Source organism: Hyphococcus sp. (assembly GCF_041986965.1).
In the GTDB taxonomy this organism is placed as follows: Bacteria; Pseudomonadota; Alphaproteobacteria; order Caulobacterales; family Parvularculaceae; genus Hyphococcus.
Map to the genome: position 1 here is coordinate 131,290 of NZ_JBHIXB010000002.1, position 18,273 is coordinate 149,562.

At 59.9% G+C, this 18,273-nt stretch carries 20 protein-coding genes and 1 tRNA gene; 14 read left to right on the top strand and 7 right to left on the bottom strand.

Annotated features, from left to right (window positions below):
* Positions 1-15 precede the first annotated feature (15 nt).
* Genes ACFC5L_RS09650 through ACFC5L_RS09665 form a run of 4 tightly spaced genes read left to right on the top strand, consistent with a single transcriptional unit; the run spans position 16 to position 2,850 of the window.
* Positions 16-777, top strand: coding sequence for a sterol desaturase family protein (locus ACFC5L_RS09650; RefSeq protein ID WP_375203151.1), 762 nt, complete (start codon positions 16-18; stop codon positions 775-777).
* Positions 777-1,160 carry a fluoride efflux transporter CrcB gene (gene crcB, locus ACFC5L_RS09655; RefSeq protein ID WP_375203150.1) on the top strand — a complete coding sequence of 128 codons (384 nt, stop codon included), beginning with the start codon at positions 777-779 and terminating at the stop codon, positions 1,158-1,160. The genes ACFC5L_RS09650 and crcB overlap by 1 nt, the downstream gene beginning before the upstream one ends.
* On the top strand, positions 1,157-2,137 hold the full coding sequence (locus tag ACFC5L_RS09660) for an RluA family pseudouridine synthase (RefSeq protein ID WP_375203149.1): 981 nt from the start codon (positions 1,157-1,159) through the stop codon (positions 2,135-2,137). Before crcB ends, ACFC5L_RS09660 begins: the two co-directional genes overlap by 4 nt.
* The gene (locus ACFC5L_RS09665; protein ID WP_375203148.1) at positions 2,116-2,850 is read left to right on the top strand and encodes an ATP12 family chaperone protein; all 735 of its coding nucleotides are present in this window, start codon (positions 2,116-2,118) and stop codon (positions 2,848-2,850) included. Before ACFC5L_RS09660 ends, ACFC5L_RS09665 begins: the two co-directional genes overlap by 22 nt.
* Here the strand turns inward: ACFC5L_RS09665 and ACFC5L_RS09670 are convergent, their stop codons facing one another.
* The 4 genes from ACFC5L_RS09670 to ACFC5L_RS09685 form a co-directional block, all read right to left on the bottom strand.
* Positions 2,851-3,627: a hypothetical protein gene (locus ACFC5L_RS09670; protein ID WP_375203147.1), complete on the bottom strand. Its 777-nt coding sequence runs from the start codon at positions 3,625-3,627 to the stop codon at positions 2,851-2,853. It lies immediately after the preceding gene.
* A 90-nt stretch (positions 3,628-3,717) separates the two neighbouring features.
* A complete protein-coding gene (locus ACFC5L_RS09675) occupies positions 3,718-4,734 on the bottom strand; it encodes an NAD-dependent epimerase/dehydratase family protein (RefSeq protein WP_375203146.1) in 1,017 nt (338 codons plus the stop codon).
* Between the two features lie 42 nt (positions 4,735-4,776).
* Positions 4,777-5,511 (bottom strand): lipoyl(octanoyl) transferase LipB, encoded by a 735-nt coding sequence (gene lipB / locus ACFC5L_RS09680; RefSeq protein ID WP_375203145.1) that lies wholly within the window; start codon positions 5,509-5,511, stop codon positions 4,777-4,779.
* A gap of 109 nt (positions 5,512-5,620) precedes the next feature.
* Positions 5,621-5,705, bottom strand: a tRNA-Leu gene (locus tag ACFC5L_RS09685).
* A gap of 237 nt (positions 5,706-5,942) precedes the next feature.
* Here ACFC5L_RS09685 and ACFC5L_RS09690 point away from each other — a divergent pair.
* From ACFC5L_RS09690 to ACFC5L_RS09710, 5 genes are all read left to right on the top strand, one after another.
* Positions 5,943-6,254 (top strand): hypothetical protein, encoded by a 312-nt coding sequence (locus ACFC5L_RS09690; protein WP_375203144.1) that lies wholly within the window; start codon positions 5,943-5,945, stop codon positions 6,252-6,254.
* On the top strand, positions 6,251-6,523 hold the full coding sequence (locus tag ACFC5L_RS09695; RefSeq protein ID WP_375203143.1) for a hypothetical protein: 273 nt from the start codon (positions 6,251-6,253) through the stop codon (positions 6,521-6,523). Before ACFC5L_RS09690 ends, ACFC5L_RS09695 begins: the two co-directional genes overlap by 4 nt.
* Positions 6,524-6,610: 87 nt before the next feature.
* On the top strand, positions 6,611-7,957 hold the full coding sequence (gene proS / locus ACFC5L_RS09700; protein WP_375203142.1) for a proline--tRNA ligase: 1,347 nt from the start codon (positions 6,611-6,613) through the stop codon (positions 7,955-7,957).
* A gap of 34 nt (positions 7,958-7,991) precedes the next feature.
* Positions 7,992-9,269: a lipoprotein-releasing ABC transporter permease subunit gene (locus tag ACFC5L_RS09705; RefSeq protein ID WP_375203141.1), complete on the top strand. Its 1,278-nt coding sequence runs from the start codon at positions 7,992-7,994 to the stop codon at positions 9,267-9,269.
* On the top strand, positions 9,262-9,945 hold the full coding sequence (locus ACFC5L_RS09710; protein ID WP_375203140.1) for an ABC transporter ATP-binding protein: 684 nt from the start codon (positions 9,262-9,264) through the stop codon (positions 9,943-9,945). Before ACFC5L_RS09705 ends, ACFC5L_RS09710 begins: the two co-directional genes overlap by 8 nt.
* Here ACFC5L_RS09710 and ACFC5L_RS09715 read toward each other — a convergent pair.
* Positions 9,942-11,192 (bottom strand): class I SAM-dependent methyltransferase, encoded by a 1,251-nt coding sequence (locus tag ACFC5L_RS09715; RefSeq protein ID WP_375203139.1) that lies wholly within the window; start codon positions 11,190-11,192, stop codon positions 9,942-9,944. The genes ACFC5L_RS09710 and ACFC5L_RS09715 overlap by 4 nt on opposite strands.
* Before the next feature lie 64 nt (positions 11,193-11,256).
* Entirely contained in the window at positions 11,257-12,711 is a 1,455-nt protein-coding gene (locus ACFC5L_RS09720) for a cryptochrome/photolyase family protein (protein ID WP_375203138.1), read from the bottom strand.
* 117 nt (positions 12,712-12,828) lie between these two features.
* Here ACFC5L_RS09720 and ACFC5L_RS09725 point away from each other — a divergent pair, with 117 nt between their 5' ends.
* Entirely contained in the window at positions 12,829-13,245 is a 417-nt protein-coding gene (locus tag ACFC5L_RS09725; RefSeq protein WP_375203137.1) for a hypothetical protein, read from the top strand.
* Positions 13,246-13,301: 56 nt separating this feature from the next.
* Here the strand turns inward: ACFC5L_RS09725 and ACFC5L_RS09730 are convergent, their stop codons facing one another.
* On the bottom strand, positions 13,302-14,255 hold the full coding sequence (locus ACFC5L_RS09730; protein ID WP_375203288.1) for a KpsF/GutQ family sugar-phosphate isomerase: 954 nt from the start codon (positions 14,253-14,255) through the stop codon (positions 13,302-13,304).
* A 95-nt stretch (positions 14,256-14,350) separates the two neighbouring features.
* Here ACFC5L_RS09730 and kdsA point away from each other — a divergent pair, with 95 nt between their 5' ends.
* The 4 genes from kdsA to pyrH all read left to right on the top strand — a co-directional run bounded on the left by kdsA (position 14,351) and on the right by pyrH (position 18,211).
* Positions 14,351-15,226: a 3-deoxy-8-phosphooctulonate synthase gene (kdsA, locus tag ACFC5L_RS09735; RefSeq protein ID WP_375203136.1), complete on the top strand. Its 876-nt coding sequence runs from the start codon at positions 14,351-14,353 to the stop codon at positions 15,224-15,226.
* Between the two features lie 230 nt (positions 15,227-15,456).
* Positions 15,457-16,239, top strand: a complete 783-nt coding sequence (gene rpsB / locus ACFC5L_RS09740; protein WP_375203135.1) for a 30S ribosomal protein S2 — start codon at positions 15,457-15,459, stop codon at positions 16,237-16,239.
* Positions 16,240-16,365: 126 nt separating this feature from the next.
* Positions 16,366-17,274 (top strand): translation elongation factor Ts, encoded by a 909-nt coding sequence (gene tsf, locus ACFC5L_RS09745; RefSeq protein ID WP_375203134.1) that lies wholly within the window; start codon positions 16,366-16,368, stop codon positions 17,272-17,274.
* A 181-nt stretch (positions 17,275-17,455) separates the two neighbouring features.
* Positions 17,456-18,211 carry a UMP kinase gene (pyrH, locus tag ACFC5L_RS09750; RefSeq protein WP_375203133.1) on the top strand — a complete coding sequence of 252 codons (756 nt, stop codon included), beginning with the start codon at positions 17,456-17,458 and terminating at the stop codon, positions 18,209-18,211.
* The last annotated feature ends 62 nt before the right edge of the window (positions 18,212-18,273 follow it).

The window sequence follows — 18,273 nt, forward strand, 5'->3', positions numbered from 1 at the left end:
ACGATTGAGTCTCTTATGACCGCTGCCGGCGGCGTGAAGCCGTTGATTGGCGGGGCGGTGTTCCTGCTGCTCTTTATCGGCGAACGGCTCGCCGCGGCTGCGCCGCGCCCGAAGATCAAGCACCGATTGATTCATAATTTCGGTCTTTGGGCGATCGTTCTGGTCATGTCGCCGCTCATCATCGCGCCGCTGACCGCTTTCGGCGCCAATCATCTTTTATGGGCGCGGCCGGAGGCGCTGCAGGCTGGTGCCTTGCTTCTTGTAGTGGACATCGTTCTTCTCGATCTGTGGACCTATTGGGCGCACCGCGCCTGGCATCGCGTGCCGGTCATGTGGCGTTTTCATAAAGTCCACCATTTCGATGAGTTCCTCGACACGACCAGCGCTTTCCGTTTCCACATTTTCGAGGTGATGATCTCGGCGCTGTTGCGGCTGATCCCGATCGCGCTCCTTGCCATTCCGTTCGCGCATGTGATTGCTTTTGAGACGGTGTTCATCTGCGCAGTGATGTTTCACCATTCCAATCTACGCTTGCCGGCCCCGTTTGAGCGAGCGTTGTCGCGGATCATGGTGACGCCGTCGATCCACTGGGTGCATCATCACGCGGTCATGAAGGACACCCATTCCAATTACGCCTCGATTTTGAGCCTCTGGGACCCGCTATTTGCCTCGCGCAGCGCAACGCAGCGCACCCCGGAGATGAAAATCGGCCTAGAATCCGTTGAAGACAAACCGCTTTTACGGCTAATCCTGACGCCGTTTATGAGGAGAGGCTGATGGGCCCACATATCTGGCTGGCGGTTGCGGCGGGCGGCGCTGTCGGGGCGATGGCGCGCCACGGCGTATCGCGCACGGCAATGCACCTTTTGGGGCCGAATTTTCCCTGGGGGACGCTGGCGGCGAATCTTATGGGCTCTTTCGCCATGGGGCTGATTATTGTCTGGCTCGCGCACCGTGAACCGGCGACGCCCGCCTTGCGCGCCTTTCTGACGGTCGGCCTGCTTGGCGCGTTCACCACCTTCTCGACTTTCTCTCTTGATGTGGTGACGCTTTATCGCGACCGCACGCTGATGATCGCCGGCGCCTATCTTCTTGCTTCCGTCATTTTGTCGGTGGGCGCGCTTTTGGGCGGGCTCGCCTTGGGAAGGCACTTAACATGAGCGGCGTTCAGACCCGTAAAGTCAAATCCGATGAAGAAGGCATGCGTCTTGACCGCTGGTTCAAGACGCATTTCCCGCAAGTGCGTCATGGCGAGCTGGAAAAATTTCTGCGCAAAGGACAGGTGCGCGTTGCGGGCGGTCGCGTGAAGGCGAACCGACGACTGGAAAAAGGCGAGGAAATACGCATCCCGCCGCTTTCCGACGCGCCGACAGAAAAGAAACCGCGCGTTCCCAACAAGGCAGACGCCGAGGCGGTGCGCCGCCTGATCGTGTTTGAAGACGACGATCTTATCGCATTGAACAAGCCCTTCGGTCTGGCGGTGCAGGGCGGCACCAACACCAAACAGCATCTCGACGGCATGTTAGGCGCGCTTGAGAAAAACGGCGAGCGTCCGCGCCTTGTCCACCGTCTCGACAAGGATACGGGCGGCTTGATAATTGTCGCCAGGACGCGGCAGGCGGCGCAGCGTCTCGGCGACGCCTTTAAAGGCCATGACGTTGAAAAAACCTATTGGGCGCTGGTCGCCGGGGTTCCCCGTCCGCATGAAGGGACCATCGATCTCGCCATCGCCAAAAGGATGACCCGCGTGATGGACGGCGAAGAAGAACGCGTCGTTCCGGCGGAAGGCGAAGACGCCAAAAGAGCGCTGACCGATTATCAACTCATCGAAGAAGCCGGAACAGTTTCGTTTCTCGCCATGCGTCCGGTCACGGGCCGCACGCACCAGCTTCGCGTTCACGCGGCCGCCATGGGCTGCCCCATTGTCGGCGACGGCAAATATGGCGGGCCCGATGCGAAGATCGAAGGCGTGTCGCCGAAACTTCATCTCTTCTGCCGGTCGATGACGTTTCCGCATCCAAAGACAGGCCGTAAAATGACCCTGTCGGCGCCGCTTGAAGGGCACATGCTGGAGACGTGGAAATTCTTTTCCTTTGACAGGAGCGTCAAAGTTGAATGGCCGGAGAATCTGCGCTGATGAGTGAACCCGTCCGCCCCAGGAGGTTTTACAAGGACGTTGCGGTTGTTCCCCATGAAGGCCGTTACGCCATCGCCCTCGACGGGCGTATGGCGAAGACCATGCAGCGGCATGTGTTGTCTGCGCCTTGCGAAGCGCTGGCCGACGTGGTCGTGACGGAATGGGCGGCGCAGGGCGACCATATTGACCGCGCCTCCATGCCGCTGACAGGCATGTTGTCTGCAGCGATCGACGGCGGCGACGAAGACATCGGGCAATGGCGCGAAGAGATCGTGAAATATCTCGGCTCCGACCTTGTTTGCTATCGCGCCGGCGAGCCGGAAAAACTGGCGTCGCGGCAGGCGGCGATTTGGGATCCTTATGTGGAGTTCCTGCGTGCGGAATTCGGCGCCATTCTGGTGACGACGTCGGGAATTATGGCGGTGCCGCAGGCCGACGCCTCGCTGGTCGCCATAAGAAGCGCCTTGACCAAAGTTGCGCCTGAAACCGTGTTCGCCCTGCAAATCGCGACAGCGATCGCCGGGTCGGCGGTGCTGGCGCTGGCGCTCTGGAAAGGCTTTGACGAGCCTGAAACGATCTTCGAAGCGTCGCGTGTGGACGAACGGTTTCAGGAAGAGCAATGGGGCGTCGATGAAGAAGCAAAAGCGAGAGAGGAACGGCTCAAGGCCGATTTTCTCACGGTGGCGCGATTTCTCGCCCTCATCAAAGACTAACTACATATCCAGCGTTTCGCCGCGATTGAGCGCGCGGAACCGCATCAGCTCATTGCCGGTCAGCACCGTGTCTTTGTCCGTATCCATGGAATCGAAATCGAGAAGATATTCGCGGACATAATCCTGCAGGCTCATGGTTTCCGCAGCGCCGGCCATGAAAGCGAATTTTTCAAGCGCATAAGCCTCGGTCTGTTGTTGCGCAACGGAAGGATCGAGCTCTTCGAGAAAAGCGTCATACTGGCGCTGCCTTGCGATTTCTTCTGTCGGCGCATCGGCCTTGCGGGCGTCGTTTTTGCGCCAGCTATCGACAAGAGCAGCAAATTCCTGACCGGTCATCGCCTCATCGCGGTCAACGTCAGCGACAAGAAAATCAAGCTTGGCTTCCTCAAACGCTTCCGTGCGCGTTAGCGCCTCGCCGTCGAAAGAGGCCTTCAACCGTTCAAGCGTCGTCTGTCCGGCTTCTGTTTCGCGATAAGGCATATCGCGTGAAAAAGTGACGGTGCGCTTATCGGTCTCGACCACTTCGCCATTGATTGTGCGTTTCAGGGTGAAGGTTTGTTTGAGCTGCTGATTTGAATTCAGCATGTCCGCCATTTCGTCGGGATTGACCTCGACAGTCTCGCCAACCTCTTCGCCTTCGGCGGCTTGCGCATCATCGATAGGCATGGCGGCGGCTTCTGGCATGTCGGCGGGCGGCGTCTCCTCCTGCGCGAGCGCTGGAAAAGCGAGACAAGAAATGCCCGCAAGCAAAGCTGAAATCCGTAACGCCGCCATCATAAACGCCTCCATTTAGCACTTGACCCAAGTTAACACGACAGAGGGTAAAATGTCCGCAAACTCAAAGGCCTTTTCCGGTAAAATTGTAAATTAAATCGCCTTAACAAGCTCCAGGGCGCGGGCCGCATCAATTACGGCGTCGCGCCCCGGGCGGAAGGCGACGTCTGTAAGGTCGGTGACGTAAGCGGTTTGCGCATGCGGGGCCGCGCCGAGATCCGGCAGCACACTGGCGATGCTGCGATCAAACAGCGCCATGAGGCGCACCAGCCCATCCGGCAGGGCGGCGGAGGGAATTTTCTTTGCGCGATCCGGAAACGCTTCGCGAAGAATGGCGGCGATTTCCTGAAGGGACAGCGTGTTGGAGGAAGCGATGAGACGGCGCCCGCCGGTTTCGGGTTTTTCAAGCGCCGCGACATGCACGGCGGCGACATCGCGCACATCGACAATTGGATAAGAAACATTCGGCATCGCCGGATAAGCGCCGGTCATCATCAGCCGGATCAGATCGAGCGAAGCGCCGATGTCATCATCGAGAGTTGGGCCCAGCACCAGCCCCGGGTTTACGGTTGTCAGCCTGTGTTTGAAACCGCCGATGACGGCGGCGTCCCAGGCGGCTTTTTCTGCGGCGGTCTTGGAGACGATATAGGGCGTGTTCCGTTTCCAGTCTTCATCGGTCCAGTCGTCTTCCGTGACGGTGAGGGTCGGCGGGCGCCCCGCGCGATACATCATCGCAACCATGGAAGAGGTCATGACAATATGGCTGGCTTTTTGGGCTGCGTTCAACACGCGCACGGCGCCGTCGCGCGCCGCGGGGACAAGGGCGTAGCGGTCACGCGGCTGCGCTGTCGGGAAGGGGGATGCCACGTGAAGAACGCCGTCGCAGTCCTGCGCCGCTTCCGCCCAACCTTCATCAGCGGAAAGATCGGCGGCCGCAAAGGAAAGCCGGCTGATGTCGGCGCCGGCCTCTTCCAGCGACTTCTTGACCTGGATCGCCTTGTTCAGCGCACGGATCGTGCCGCGCACTTCATAGCCCTTGTTTAAGAGCTGAAGCGCTGCATGTTTGGCGATGAATCCGCTAATGCCGGTGACGAGTATTTTGTCCGCCATGGCCTGCCTGCCCTTCGGGAATCACTCTCCCCAATGACTATTTCAACATGACGGCGGAGCGGCGTCGAGCGTTGGGCCGAAAACCTTGTGAAAAGCGGCTTTCAGGGTCTCATCCGCATCGTCCATGGTGACCGGCAGGCCGAGATCGACGAGGCTGGTGACGCCGAGGCCAGGATCGCTGACGCCGCAAGGCGTGATGCCGGTGAAATGGGAAAGGTCGGGCTCAACATTGAGGGCGATGCCGTGAAAGCTCACCCACTTTCTGACCCGTACGCCGATGGCGGCGATCTTGTCTTCACGCAGGGGCCCGCCGGGGTCGGTGCGGTCGACCCAGACGCCGACCCTGTCGCTACGGCGTTCGCCTTTCACATTGAAAGCGTCGAGCGTTTCGATGATCCATTGTTCGAGCCCGTGCACGAAACAGCGGATGTCCTTGGCGCGGCTTTCAAGGTCGAGCATCACATAGGCGACGCGCTGGCCGGGGCCGTGATAGGTGTATTGTCCGCCCCGGGAGGATTTGTAGACCGGAAAGCGATCAGCGTTCAGGAGGTCGCTTACCTTCGCGCTGGTGCCGCCGGTGTAAAGCGGCTCATGTTCAAGGAGCCAGACAAGTTCCGGGGCTTCGCCGGCGCGGATCGCGGCGGCGCGGGCTTCCATGAAATCGACGGCGGCGTCATAGGAGACGCGCCCCGGGGAGACCGCCCAATCCACAGGCGCATCGCGGAAAAGCTTCGACGCGCCGCCTGTGCTCGTTGATTGAAGCCGGTCAGAGGCCATGACGCCGATACTGCTCCCAAGAAGTGACAGGCCGGATATGCGCCGCCTGATCCCTGAGAACAAGGGCGGGACAACTCAGGATGTCGGGAGCTTGTTTCCGGAGAGAAAATGGTGCGGTCGAGAAGACTCGAACTTCCACGGGTTGCCCCACAGCGACCTCAACGCTGCGCGTCTACCAATTCCGCCACGACCGCACGTCGCGCCATGGAGCAAGGCCCCACAGAACAAATGGTATCCAGCAGCTCCTTGGAACCGCTGGCGAGGAGCGGGCGACATAGCAAAAGCCATCGGGCCTCACAAGCCCAAATCGGGACCCCCGGGCAGCATCTTCGTTCTGGCTCCCCGGGAGCGCAATGCTAGGGAAATCAGCCCGTAAAGCCCCTAATCTCCGTTAATCCTTAATCTGGCGCGGATGATGCACCGGCCGGCCCATGGAAGCAGGCCGCATCATTCTCGCCGGGATTTCCTTCGCCGTCGCCGGGCTCGGCGCGGTCTGGGATGTCGTGATCGTGCGGCCCGGTCCCTGCGCCGCCGCCGAAACCTACCTCCTCGCCGGCAACAGCGCCGCGATCATCCAGGTTGAAGAAGACGCCGTCGCCGAGACGGACGGGGTGATCGTCTATCGCGAACAGGCCCGCAAGGGCTGGGCGAGCCGCCGCATTCTCGGCCGCTTCGACCTCCGTCTCGATGAGGCGGGAACAACCATCGTCAATTCAGGTCAATATTGCAGGGGGTCCCAATGAAAATGCTGGGCTTCATGATCGCGATGACTCTCGTTTACTGGGTTATGGCGACCTACGCGCATTCAATCATCGCAACCGTCGATCCGTGTCCGTCGGCCGAGTTCGTCTCCGCTGGCGAGGACCATCTCAGCGCGGCGGAGGTCGGTCCCGCTCAAATGAGTGCGGGTGAGGAGGCGGCCGTTAAGCTGCGCGGCCGCTGGTCCGTTGAGGGCGATTATCAGATGATCGACAGAGCGGGCGCGACCGCGCCGTCCGCCTGCGCCGGCTAGGCCGAGCAAGGCCTTTGCGCCGGGGTTTCCCCTCGGCCGGAAAACCGACTAGAAGGCTCCGCGAAACTCAAATTTTGCGGACCCTCCATGCGTCTTTCCCGATTTTATCTGCCTGTTCTGAAAGAAACCCCTGCTGACGCCCAGATCGCGTCGCACCGGCTGATGCTGCGCGCCGGCATGATCCGTCAGGAAGGGGCCGGCATCTATGCATGGCTGCCGCTGGGCTTTCGGGTGCTCAAGAAGATCGAGCAGATCGTGCGTGAAGAGCAGGACCGGGCGGGCGCGGTCGAGATGCTGATGCCCACTATCCAGTCCGCCGATCTCTGGCGCGAGAGCGGGCGCTATGACGCCTATGGCAAGGAGATGCTGCGCATCACCGACCGCGCCGACCGCGAAATGCTCTATGGGCCCACCAATGAAGAGATGATCACGGAGATATTTCGCTCCGGCGTCCGGTCCTACAAGGACTTGCCGAAGATGCTGTATCATATTCAATGGAAATTTCGCGACGAGATCCGTCCGCGGTTCGGCATCATGCGCGGCCGCGAGTTTCTCATGAAGGATTGCTATTCCTTCGACATTGATGAGGCTGGCGCGCGCAAAAGCTACAATAAAATGTTTGTTTCTTATCTGCGCACTTTCGCGCGGATGGGATTGAAGTCTATCCCCATGCGCGCGGACACCGGTCCCATCGGCGGAGACCTTTCTCATGAATTCATCGTGCTCGCCGACACAGGCGAAAGCGCGGTCTTCTGCGACAAGGGGCTCATTGATATGGAGACCCCTTCGAAAGAGACCGACTTTGACAGCGATCTCCAGCCTGTAATCGATCAGTTCACGTCGCTTTACGCCGCAACCGATGAAATGCATGACGAAAGCGAGTTCGAAGCAAAGGTTGCAGACGAGAACCGCATCTCCGCCCGCGGCATCGAAGTCGGCCATATTTTCTTTTTCGGCGAGAAATATTCAAAACCCATGAAGGCCGTGGTGGCGGGCCCGGACAGCGGCGACATCAATGTCCAGATGGGCTCTTACGGCGTCGGCGTGTCGCGTCTTCTCGGCGCCATCATCGAGGCTTATCATGATGACGCCGGCTGCAAATGGCCAATGCCGGTTGCGCCTTATCATGTGGGGCTCATCAATCTGCGCGTGGGCGATGACGCTTGCGACGCGGCCTGCCTGAAACTCTATGCCGATCTCGAAGCGGCGGGCGTTGACGTTCTTTACGATGACACCGCCGCACGTCCCGGTGAAAAATTCGCGCGCATGGACCTCATTGGCCTGCCTTACCAGATCACCATCGGCCCGCGCGGGCTTGAGGCCGGTGAGGCTGAGGTGAAGGATCGCCATACGGGTGAGAAATCGAACGCCGCGCTCACATCCGTTGCGTCAGAGATTGCGCAAAAGGTCAAAACCGCGCTTCAATACGCTTAAGGCTGCGGGGCCAAAAAATGAGTAGCTGGATCGAATGACGGCATCGGCAAAAACAAAGCCTTTTTCCTATTTCGAATGGATGGTGGCGCGCCGCTATCTCGGCGCCACGCGGTCGGGAAAGGGAATTTCGCTCATCTCCATGATCGCCTTTGGCGGCATCATGCTCGCTGTCATGGCGCTGATCAGCGTGATGTCGATCATGCAGGGCTTTCGCCTGACGCTGCTTGACCAGCTGCTCGGCACGAACGGTCATGCGCATGTGCAGGCGGAAGAGCCGCTGACCGGCTATGATGATCTGGCCGAACGTCTCGCGGCCCTTTCGGGCGTCACCAGCGCGACGCCGTTGATCGAGATGCCGGTCTTTGCAAGCGCCAACGGCGAAACCGGCATGGTGGTGCGCGGCGTGCGGCGCGGTGATCTTCTCGCTAACGAATACATTACCGGGCCGGAGCATATTCTCGACGGGTCTGTTGAAAATTTCGGCGTCGGCGACAAGGGCGGCAATGACATTCTGCTTGGCAGCCGCGTGGCGTCTCAGCTTGGCGTCAGGGCCGGGGATAAGGTGCGCTTGCTCACAGGGCAGGGAGCGGAAACGGCCTTTGGCCGCACGCCGCGTTCCAAGGTCTACACTGTCGGCGCGATCTTCCATGTGGGCAATGCGGAATATGACGCGATTTACGGCTTCATGCCGCTGGAACAGGCGCAGCTCTTTTTCGGTTTCGGCGACGGCGTGCAGAATATCGAAGTCAATGTCGCCGAACCCGAACAGATCAAATCCTATCGTGAGCGATTGATGTCCGTTGCGCCGGGACTTTACGTCTCCGATTGGCAGCAGCGCTTTCAAAGCTATTTCAACGCGCTTCAGGTGGAGCGCTTCGCCATGCGCCTTGTGTTGTTTCTCATTATCATCGTGGCGACGCTGAACATCGTGACCGGGCTCATCATGCTGGTGAAAGACAAAACGGGCGACATCGCGGTGTTGCGCACCATGGGCGCCACGCAAGGCTCTGTCCTGCGCATCTTCTTGTTGTCAGGCGCGCTGATCGGCGTTCTCGGGACGCTCGCCGGCATCGTTCTTGGCGCGCTTTTTGTGTCGAATATCGACGCCATTGAAAACGGCCTTTCCGCGCTGGTCGGCCATGACCTCTTCCCGGCGGAAGTTTATTATCTCGACGGCGTGCCGGCGAAGCTGGAATGGCGCGAAGTGGGGCTCATCGCCGGCTTTTCGCTCTTCATGTCGTTCATCACGACGCTCTATCCCGCCAGCCGGGCCGCGCGTCTCGACCCGGTGGAGGCGCTGCGTTATGAGTGAGCCCGTTCTCCGCCTTGAAAATGTTGCGCGGCGTTATGGCGATCTCGTCGTTGTCGAGGAGATCAATTTCTCTCTTCACCCGGGAGAGACGGCGGCGCTTCTGGGGCCGTCCGGTTCCGGCAAGTCCTCGCTGCTTCATATCGCCGGTCTTCTGGAAGCGGCATCCGCGGGTGAGGTTCACATCAATGGCCGCGCCACCTCGACGCTGAATGATGCGGAACGCACGCGCATCCGCCGCGCGACATTGGGCTTTGTCTATCAGTTTCACCATCTGCTTCCGGAATTTTCCGCGCTCGGCAATGTGTCGCTGCCGCAGTTGATCGCCGGCGTTAAAAAGAAAGACGCCGAGGCGGAGGCTGTCCGGCTCCTCAAGCTCATGGGGCTTGGCGAGCGCACCCATCACCAGCCGGGCCAGCTGTCGGGCGGCGAACAGCAGCGCACGGCGATCGCCCGCGCGCTCGCCAACAAGCCGAAAATCCTGCTGGCTGACGAGCCCACCGGCAATCTCGATCCGAAAACATCGGATGTTGTCTTTGAGGCTTTGCTCAATCTCGTGCGCAAGGAAGGGTTGGCGGCGTTGATCGCCACGCATGATCAGCGGCTCGCAAAACGCATGGACCGCGTCTATGTGATCCGCGACCAGCGGCTCGTGGAAGTAAAAAAAGAGCCCGCTTAAGCTTTTTGCACGGTCATCTGGCGCACATTGGTGGTGCCGGCGCGAAAACCCGCCTCGCAATAGGCGAGATAGAACCGCCATAATTTCTCGAAGCGTTCATCGAACCCCATGCTGCGGATATCGTCCCAGGCGGCAAGGAAACGGTCGCTCCATTCATGCAGGGTGCGGGCGTAATCCTGTCCGAAATCCTGAATGCCTTTGAGTTTCAGTCCCGCCTGTTCGGTCAGGTTCGAGAGCGTCGAATTGCTCGGCAAGACGCCGCCGGGAAAGACATAGCGCTGAATGAAATCGGTCGACTTCATGTAACGCTCGAAGAAACGGTCGGCGATGGTGATGATCTGCAAGCCGGCAAGCCCGCCGGGCTTTAAAACCTCGCGCACTTTTTTGAAATAGGCGTCCCAATATTCCCTGCCCACCGCCTCGAACATTTCAATCGAAGCGACTTTGTCGAACGTCCCTGTCTCGTCCCGATAATCCTGAAGGCGAAACTCCACCTTGTCGGAGAGTCCGGCGCGTTCGATGCGTTTGCGCGCATAGTCGAGCTGTGAGGGCGACAAGGTGAGGCCGGTGACATGGGCGCCGTATTTGCCGGCGGCGTATTCCGCAAAGCCGCCCCAGCCAGAACCGATTTCCAGCACCCGGTCCCCGGGTTTGAGGTCGATCATTTTCGCGAGGCTTTCATATTTGTTGAGCTGCGCGGCTTCGAGGCTGTTGGTCAGCGGCGAGAACCGCGCTGACGAATAGGTCATCGTCGGGTCGAGCCATTTTTCATAAAAGCTGTTTCCGAGATCGTAATGGGCGACGATATTTCGTTTGGCGCCGGATTTGGTGTTCTTTTCGCTTTTTCGCCGCAGGTTTTGCAACCAGTCCACAAAGGGCAGGCCGGTAAAGGCGCGCTGCACATGATCGGCGTTGCGTGCAAAAATATAAAGGCAGGCGGCGAGATCGGGCGTGTCCCAATCGCCGTCGGCGAAGCTTTCGAAAAAACCGATATCGCCGCCAAAAACGGCCCGGCGCGCGAAACGATACCGCCGGATCAAAAGAACGCCTTTCGCGTCTTTTTCTTCCTTGCCTTCAATGACAAGGCGCCGCCCGTCCGGCAGTTCGAATTCAAGCGTTCCATATTGAATATGAGACGCAATCTTCAAAATCTGGCGAAAGAAAAACGGCAGTCCGCTTGTGTCTCCGCTTGCGTTCAAGGCAGGCGCGGGGCGGTCGCTCTCAGAGAGGCGTTCGGACGCTGACATAGTTCTAAGACCCTTTCGCAGCGAAACAGTTCCCGCCGCCGGTCGCAAAACTCATGCGCGCTTGTTACTTTCTTATTGTTTTATACCCGTCAAGCGCGCGCTGACGCGCGGCGGCGTGATCTACTATGGGTTCCGGATAGGATTTTCCAAGTTCGACGCCCGCTTTGTCAAGGACTTCCTGCGGCGCCTTCCACGGCGCGTGAATATGCTTTGCAGGCATATGTTGCAGTGCAGGAATGAATTCCCGGATATAGTTTCCATCCGGATCGAATTTCTCGCCCTGCGTCACCGGATTGAAAATGCGAAAATAAGGAGCGGCGTCCGCGCCGCATCCCGCGACCCACTGCCAGCTTGCGGAATTATTGGCGAGGTCCGCGTCGACAAGCGTGTCCCAGAACCAGGCCTCTCCCTTCTGCCAGGGAACCAACAGATCCTTGATGAGAAAACTCGCCACGATCATCCGCACACGGTTATGCATCCAGCCCGTGCGCCAAAGCTGGCGCATCCCCGCGTCGACGATGGGATAACCGGTAAGACCTTCTTGCCAGGCGTCGAGGCCTTTCTTGTCCTTGCGCCAGGGATAGTCCGCGAACTCCTCGCGCAAAGGTTTTTCCGGCAGGTCCTTATTGTGAAAAAGAAGGTTGTAGGAAAATTCGCGCCAAGCGAGTTCGGACAGGAACTTGTCGCCGGCGCTGTCGCCGATCGCGCCATCGGACATTTTCGCGTGGGTCGCCTGCCAGATCGTCAGGGGACTGATTTCGCCGAACGCAAGATGCGGGGAGAGGCGGGATGTATAGTCCTTGTCCGGACGGTCGCGGCCTGCTTTGTAATCGTCGATGGCGCCATTCAGAAAATCGCGCAGGCGTTCGCGGGCGCCTGTTTCACCCGGCGTCCAGACGTCGTCGAATTCTGTCGCCCAGTCAGGGTTCGTTGGCGTCAGCGCCCAGTCTTTCAACTTGTCGCTCTTGGGAAATTTTTTGGGCGTTTCGATCTTGCGCGGCTTGGCTTCCGTCTCGGCGCGGGCGGGTTTCGCCTGTTTCAGCGATTTCCAGAAAGGCGTGAAGACCTTGTAATAGCCGCCAGACCCGGTCTTCAGCTCCCACGGTTCGCGCAGCAGGTTTCCGTTGAACGTCTCCACCTTGACGCCGCTATCGCAGAGGTCGCTTTTCAGTTTTTTGTCGATGTCGATATGGCGTTGGTGATAGCGCCGGTTCCAGAACACATAAGCGGCCTTTGTCTCCTCCACCAATGCGGGAATGAGCTCGGCCGCTTCGCCGCGCCGCAGGACAAGTTTTGAGCCGAGCTTTTCAAGATCGGCGGCGAGCGCTGCGAGGCTATGATGAAGCCACCAGCGTGCGGCGGCGCCCGGAGCATGATCGACGCTCTCATCCAGCACATAGACGGGGATTACCGGCGCGCCGGTTTTCCGCGCTGCAGCAAGCGCCGGATTATCATCGAGTCGAAGGTCCTGGCGCAGCCAGACCAGAGCGGGGCCGTCAGGGGCGGGGCGGTCAGACATCAAGCAAATTCAGTTCCATGGGTGGACCCGGCGGCCTTCTGCCGGTAGCCTGTTATATAGTCACGGGGGGTGACGGTAAGGGGATGCGGCTTTCGGGTTGCGTAACAGGGGTGATACATGTCGGGTGCTGAAGATTTTTCCAACGGTTTTCTGGTCGTTCAGGCGGGCGTTCTTCTGGTGACAGTGCTGGCGCTGGTCGGTTCCATGATGTTCGCCAAAAGGGCTCTCAAGGCGGCGTCTTTCGTGCGGGAAGCGCAGGAAGAAGCGCATACGCTTTATGGCTCCATGGACCGTCAGGTGCAGAACATCCAGATGATGAGCGACGATCTGCGCCGCATGTCCGACGATCTCGCCCAGCGCCAGGAAGATATCGTGTCGCGCACTCATGCGCCGGCAAACCCCGCGCCCGCCGCAGGCGATACGGCCCATGCGCCGGAAGAGCAGAATTTTGCGGCGGATGAAGCGGCCGAGGCGCCGGAAGACGACGAGAAGAAACCGGGCGCCCTGTTTCGCAGCCTGTTGCGCCGCCGCTAACCGACAGGCGACAAAATGGCGGCCGGTTTTTCGTTAAACCGGCGCGGCCTTTAAGATCACGCAACGCCAATCGATAAACAGTCATGGACATGGATGAGGCCCACGGGCTTCTCGTCGCTGATGACGAAAATCGCCGTGATCTTGTTACGGCTCATATAGGCCAGCACATCGCCGGCGAGCGTTTCGGGATATACCGTACGCGGATTTTGGGTCATCACTTCGGCCGCTGTCTTTGATTGGGCGTCGCCGGTGAAATGGCGGCGGATGTCGCCATCGGTGATGATGCCTTTCAGGCCGCCCTTCTCATCGACAATCCCGGCGCAGCCAAACCCGCCTTTGGAAATGACGGCGACAATTTCAGTCATCGGCGTATCGAGACCGGCAAGCGGCAACGCGTCGGGCCCGTGCATCAGGTCGCGCGCCTTTCTGAGCGCGGCGCCGAGTTTGCCGCCCGGATGGAAGCCCTGAAAGTCGCTCGCCGAAAAGCCGCGCCCGCGCAACAGCGCGACGGCGAGCGCGTCGCCGAGCGCGATCATCATGGTGGTCGAGGTTGTCGGGGCGAAGGTCTCGCCGCAGGCCTCTTCGATGTCGGGCAACAGTAAATCGATTTGCGCCGATTTGGACAACGCCGAGCCCGCAACGCTGGTAATGGACACGACAGGGATCGAAAACCGCGCCGCATAGGCGAGGAGGTCGCCGAGCTCCGCCGTCTCGCCGGATTTCGACAGGGCGAGCACCACATCATCCCTGGAGATCATGCCGAGATCGCCATGGCTGGCTTCGGCCGGATGAACAAAGAGCGCGGGCGTGCCGGTGGAGGAAAAGGTCGCGGCGATCTTGCGGGCGATATGCCCGGACTTGCCCATGCCCGTGACCACGACCCGGCCTTTGGCGTTATGGATCAGGTCGACGGCGGCGGCGAAGTCGGAGCCGAGACCCGCTTGCAGGGCCTCAAGCCCCTTGATTTCGAGCGCGAGGACATTTCGCGCGATGTCGAGTGAATTGAACATAAGGAATTGATACCACAGAAACTTGATGCCATGGGCGAGGCGGGCCATGAACTGATCGCCGGAATCGCTATGATGAGGCAAGTGAAGGAGCATTCATGGCCTCAAAAACCGAATATGCGGACAAGTCAGTCGAGATCGTCCCGAATGTCATGGTCGGCAATACGCTGCCCCTGGCGGTATTCGCGGGCCCTTGCGCCATGGAAAGCCGGGCTCATGCGCTTGAATGCGCTCATGCGCTGAAAGAGATCGCCGAGCGGCTCGGGATCGGCCTTGTCTATAAATCGTCTTTCGACAAGGCGAACCGCACCAGCGCCGGCTCGGCGCGCGGGGTGGGGCTGGCCGACGCGCTGCCGGTCTTCGCGGAAATCAGGGAAGCGACCGGCCTGCCGGTTGTGACGGATGTGCATGAGGCGGCGCAATGCGCGCGCGTTGCGGAGGCTGTGGACGTCCTCCAGATTCCCGCCTTTCTCTGCCGTCAGACCGATTTGCTGGTCGCCGCGGCGCAAACCGGCCGGGTCATCAAGGTCAAGAAGGGCCAGTTCCTCGCCCCGTGGGATATGAAAAATGTCGCCGCCAAGGTCCGCGAGGCGGGCAATGACCGGGTGCTCGTGACCGAACGGGGCGCGAGCTTTGGCTACAATACCCTTGTCAGTGATATGCGCAGCCTGCCGATCATGGCCCGGGAGACGGGCGCACCGGTGGTCTATGACATCACCCATTCGGTGCAGACGCCGGGCGGGGCCGGGACCACGTCGGGCGGTCAGCGGGAATTCGCGCCGACCCTCGCTAGGGCGGCCGTTGCCGTCGGCGTCGCCGCGGTCTTCGCAGAGACCCATCCTGACCCTGACAAGGCACTTTCTGACGGTCCCAATATGATACCGCTCGGCCAGTTTGAGGCGTTCCTGAAGGATCTGCAGGCCCTTGACGCCCTCGCCAAGGCCCGGCCGTCGCTCCATGGTTTTGCGGACTAAGCGCCGGGCGAAAAAGTGGTTACCGGTTTTTCGCAAAACCGGCGCACGCTAAATAGGCGAAAACCGCGAAAAAGCGCCATTTTCCGCCCCTCAGCGCCTTGCGCCGGGGGATAAGAGGGCGTATAGCGCGCGCCATCTCACACGCGGCGTGATCTTCGGTGATCCGGCGGCTTTAGAGCCAATCCGGGTTTTCAACGCGCCGCGGCGGTAAAACTGAAGGAGACTACCTAATGGCGCTGCCAGAATATTCCATGCGTCAGCTGCTTGAAGCTGGCGTCCATTTCGGACACCAAACCCATCGCTGGAATCCGAAGATGAAATCCTACATCTTCGGCGACCGCAATGGCATCCACATTCTCGATCTGTCGCAGACGGTTCCGTTGCTTCACCAGGCCCTGGTGAAAGTGCGTGACGTTGTTTCCGGCGGCGGCCGCGTTCTTTTCGTCGGCACGAAGCGTCAGGCCCAGGGGCCGGTTTCGGAAGCGGCGAAGCGTTGCGCGCAATATTACATGAACGTGCGCTGGCTCGGCGGCACGCTCACCAACTGGGAGACGATCTCCGCATCCATCCGTCGTCTGAAGGATATGGAAGAAAAGCTCGCCGGCGGCGCAGCTTCCGGTCTCACCAAAAAAGAACAGATGATGCTGGGCCGCGAACGCGACCGTCTTGAAGCGTCTCTCGGCGGCATCCGTGAAATGGGCGGTCTGCCGGACCTTATGTTCGTCATCGACGTGAAGAAAGAAGCGATCGCCATTCAGGAAGCCAGAAAACTCGGCATTCCGGTCATCGCCGTCGTCGACACCAATTGCGACCCGGACAATATCGATTACGTGATCCCGGGCAATGACGACGCGTCGCGCGCGATTTCGCTCTACTGCAATCTCGTTGCGGATGCGGTCATTGACGGCATCGGTGAAAGCCAGGCGGCGCTTGGCGTCGATGTTGGCGCCATGGAAGAAGTTCCCGCTGAAGCGGCGCTTGCAGAGCCCCAGGCCGAAGAAGCAAGCGCCTAAGCATTCGCTGACCAGGCGGTGATATGCGGGCGCGGAAAACCTTCCGGCCCGCCTGTCGCCTTATGGTCATAAAACCCGATTAAAGCGCCTGACGGCGTAACGACTGAAACGTAAAGGAGAACAGCAATGTCTGGCATTACCGCTGCGACCGTGAAGCAACTTCGCGAGATGACCGGCGCAGGCATGATGGACTGCAAGGCCGCTCTTAAGGAAACCGACGGCGACATGGACGCCGCCGTTGACTGGCTGCGCAAGAAAGGTCTTTCCAAGGCGGCGAAGAAAGCTGGCCGCACCGCAAGCGAAGGCCTTGTCGCCATCGCGGTGGAGCCGAACGCTTCGGGCGCAACAGGCGTTGTCGTTGAGGTGAACTCCGAAACCGACTTCGTCGCCCGCAACGACGTGTTTCAGAAAATGGTGCGCGACATCGCCAACACAGCGATTGGCGTCGCTGGCGATCTACAAAAGCTCCGTGCGGAAACCTATCCGGGCGCGGGCAAGTCGGTCGAAGAACATATCGCCGAAATGGTCGGCCAGATCGGTGAGAATATCGGCTTGCGCCGTTCCGAAGGCATTGTCGTCGATGAAGGCGTCGTCGCCTCTTACGTCCACGGTCCGGTGACCGACGGCGCCGGCAAGATCGGCGTTCTCGTCGGCCTGAAATCGTCCGGCGACAAAGCCAAGCTCGAAGCGCTCGGCAAGCAGATCGCCATGCATGTGGCGGCCGCGCGTCCTTTGTCGGCGAAAATCGAGGAACTCGATCAGACGGTCGTCAACAAAGAGAAGGAAGTTCTCGCCGAACAGGCGCGCGCTTCCGGCAAGCCGGAGAACATCATCGAAAAGATGGTCGAAGGCCGCCTCCGCAAATTCTATGAGGAATCGGTTCTGCTGGAGCAGATCTTTGTGATCGACGGCGAGACCAAAGTCGGCAAAGTCATCGAGAACGCCGCCAAGGATGTTGGCGCTCCGATTGAGCTGGTTGGCTTTATCCGCCTTGAACTGGGTGACGGCGTCGAGAAAAGCGACGACGAAGACTAAACGCCTCGCGGGCTCGTTTGACGCCCGCGCGCAAAAGGATCAAAAGCGCCGCGGGGGGAGACTGTCCCCCGCGGCGTTTTTACTGGGGCCTGACAGCGTCAGGGGGCTGCCATTCCCCGCCGGGCGGGCTTAGGGTGGCGCCGCCTTCCTGCGAGCCGCCAGAGTAAAGGAACACGGTCTTATGCCTCAGTCTTCCGCCCCAGCATCTTCCGGCAAAGCCTTGCGTTTTCGGCGTGTGCTTTTGAAAATCAGCGGCGAGGCGCTGATGGGAAAGGGCCAGTACGGCATCGACAATGACACCGTGCGCCGCGTCGCCTCGGAGGTGAAGGAAGCGAAAGAGTTGGGGGTCGAGCTGTCGCTGGTCATCGGCGGCGGCAACATCTTTCGCGGCATGTCCACCGCCGCGCAAGGGATGGAGCGGGCAAGCGCCGATTATATGGGCATGCTGGCGACCGTCATGAACGCGCTCGCCGTGCAGAACGCGCTTGAGAGCATCGGGGTTTATACGCGCGTCCTCTCTGCGATCGAGATGACGGCGATCTGCGAGCCCTATATCCGCCGCCGGGCGTTGCGCCATATGGAAAAGGATCGTGTGGTGATTTTCGCGGCCGGCACCGGCAATCCGTTTTTCACGACGGACACGGCGGCGGCGTTGCGGGCTGCTGAAATGGGCTGTGACGCCCTCTTGAAGGGGACGCAGGTCGACGGGGTCTATTCGGCCGATCCGAAGAAAGACCCCAATGCAGAACGTTTCGAGCATCTGAGCTACCACGAGGTGCTGATGCGCGACTTGAAAGTGATGGATCAGGCGGCCATTTCCCTCACCCGGGAGAGCGGCATCCCCATCGTCGTCTTCCCCATCGGCGAGCGCGGCGGGATTGTGGGGGCCTTGACCGGCGAGGGGCCGTCAACGGTCATCAGCGATGAAGCGCCATAATCCAGACAAGACATGAGCCGAATTTCAACGTAAAATCAGTTGATAAGAAAAAAAGGAGCAGG

Excerpts from the sequence above, each read along its gene's own strand:
- ACFC5L_RS09650 (WP_375203151.1), top strand. The coding sequence starts at position 16 with ATGACCGCTGCCGGCGGCGTGAAGCCGTTGATTGGCGGGGCGGTGTTC.
- crcB (WP_375203150.1), top strand. The coding sequence starts at position 777 with ATGGGCCCACATATCTGGCTGGCGGTTGCGGCGGGCGGCGCTGTCGGG.
- ACFC5L_RS09660 (WP_375203149.1), top strand. The coding sequence starts at position 1,157 with ATGAGCGGCGTTCAGACCCGTAAAGTCAAATCCGATGAAGAAGGCATG.
- ACFC5L_RS09665 (WP_375203148.1), top strand. The coding sequence starts at position 2,116 with ATGGCCGGAGAATCTGCGCTGATGAGTGAACCCGTCCGCCCCAGGAGG.
- ACFC5L_RS09670 (WP_375203147.1), bottom strand. The coding sequence starts at position 3,627 with ATGATGGCGGCGTTACGGATTTCAGCTTTGCTTGCGGGCATTTCTTGT.
- ACFC5L_RS09675 (WP_375203146.1), bottom strand. The coding sequence starts at position 4,734 with ATGGCGGACAAAATACTCGTCACCGGCATTAGCGGATTCATCGCCAAA.
- lipB (WP_375203145.1), bottom strand. The coding sequence starts at position 5,511 with ATGGCCTCTGACCGGCTTCAATCAACGAGCACAGGCGGCGCGTCGAAG.
- ACFC5L_RS09690 (WP_375203144.1), top strand. The coding sequence starts at position 5,943 with ATGGAAGCAGGCCGCATCATTCTCGCCGGGATTTCCTTCGCCGTCGCC.
- ACFC5L_RS09695 (WP_375203143.1), top strand. The coding sequence starts at position 6,251 with ATGAAAATGCTGGGCTTCATGATCGCGATGACTCTCGTTTACTGGGTT.
- proS (WP_375203142.1), top strand. The coding sequence starts at position 6,611 with ATGCGTCTTTCCCGATTTTATCTGCCTGTTCTGAAAGAAACCCCTGCT.
- ACFC5L_RS09705 (WP_375203141.1), top strand. The coding sequence starts at position 7,992 with ATGACGGCATCGGCAAAAACAAAGCCTTTTTCCTATTTCGAATGGATG.
- ACFC5L_RS09710 (WP_375203140.1), top strand. The coding sequence starts at position 9,262 with ATGAGTGAGCCCGTTCTCCGCCTTGAAAATGTTGCGCGGCGTTATGGC.
- ACFC5L_RS09715 (WP_375203139.1), bottom strand. The coding sequence starts at position 11,192 with ATGTCAGCGTCCGAACGCCTCTCTGAGAGCGACCGCCCCGCGCCTGCC.
- ACFC5L_RS09720 (WP_375203138.1), bottom strand. The coding sequence starts at position 12,711 with ATGTCTGACCGCCCCGCCCCTGACGGCCCCGCTCTGGTCTGGCTGCGC.
- ACFC5L_RS09725 (WP_375203137.1), top strand. The coding sequence starts at position 12,829 with ATGTCGGGTGCTGAAGATTTTTCCAACGGTTTTCTGGTCGTTCAGGCG.
- ACFC5L_RS09730 (WP_375203288.1), bottom strand. The coding sequence starts at position 14,255 with ATGTTCAATTCACTCGACATCGCGCGAAATGTCCTCGCGCTCGAAATC.
- kdsA (WP_375203136.1), top strand. The coding sequence starts at position 14,351 with ATGGCCTCAAAAACCGAATATGCGGACAAGTCAGTCGAGATCGTCCCG.
- rpsB (WP_375203135.1), top strand. The coding sequence starts at position 15,457 with ATGGCGCTGCCAGAATATTCCATGCGTCAGCTGCTTGAAGCTGGCGTC.
- tsf (WP_375203134.1), top strand. The coding sequence starts at position 16,366 with ATGTCTGGCATTACCGCTGCGACCGTGAAGCAACTTCGCGAGATGACC.
- pyrH (WP_375203133.1), top strand. The coding sequence starts at position 17,456 with ATGCCTCAGTCTTCCGCCCCAGCATCTTCCGGCAAAGCCTTGCGTTTT.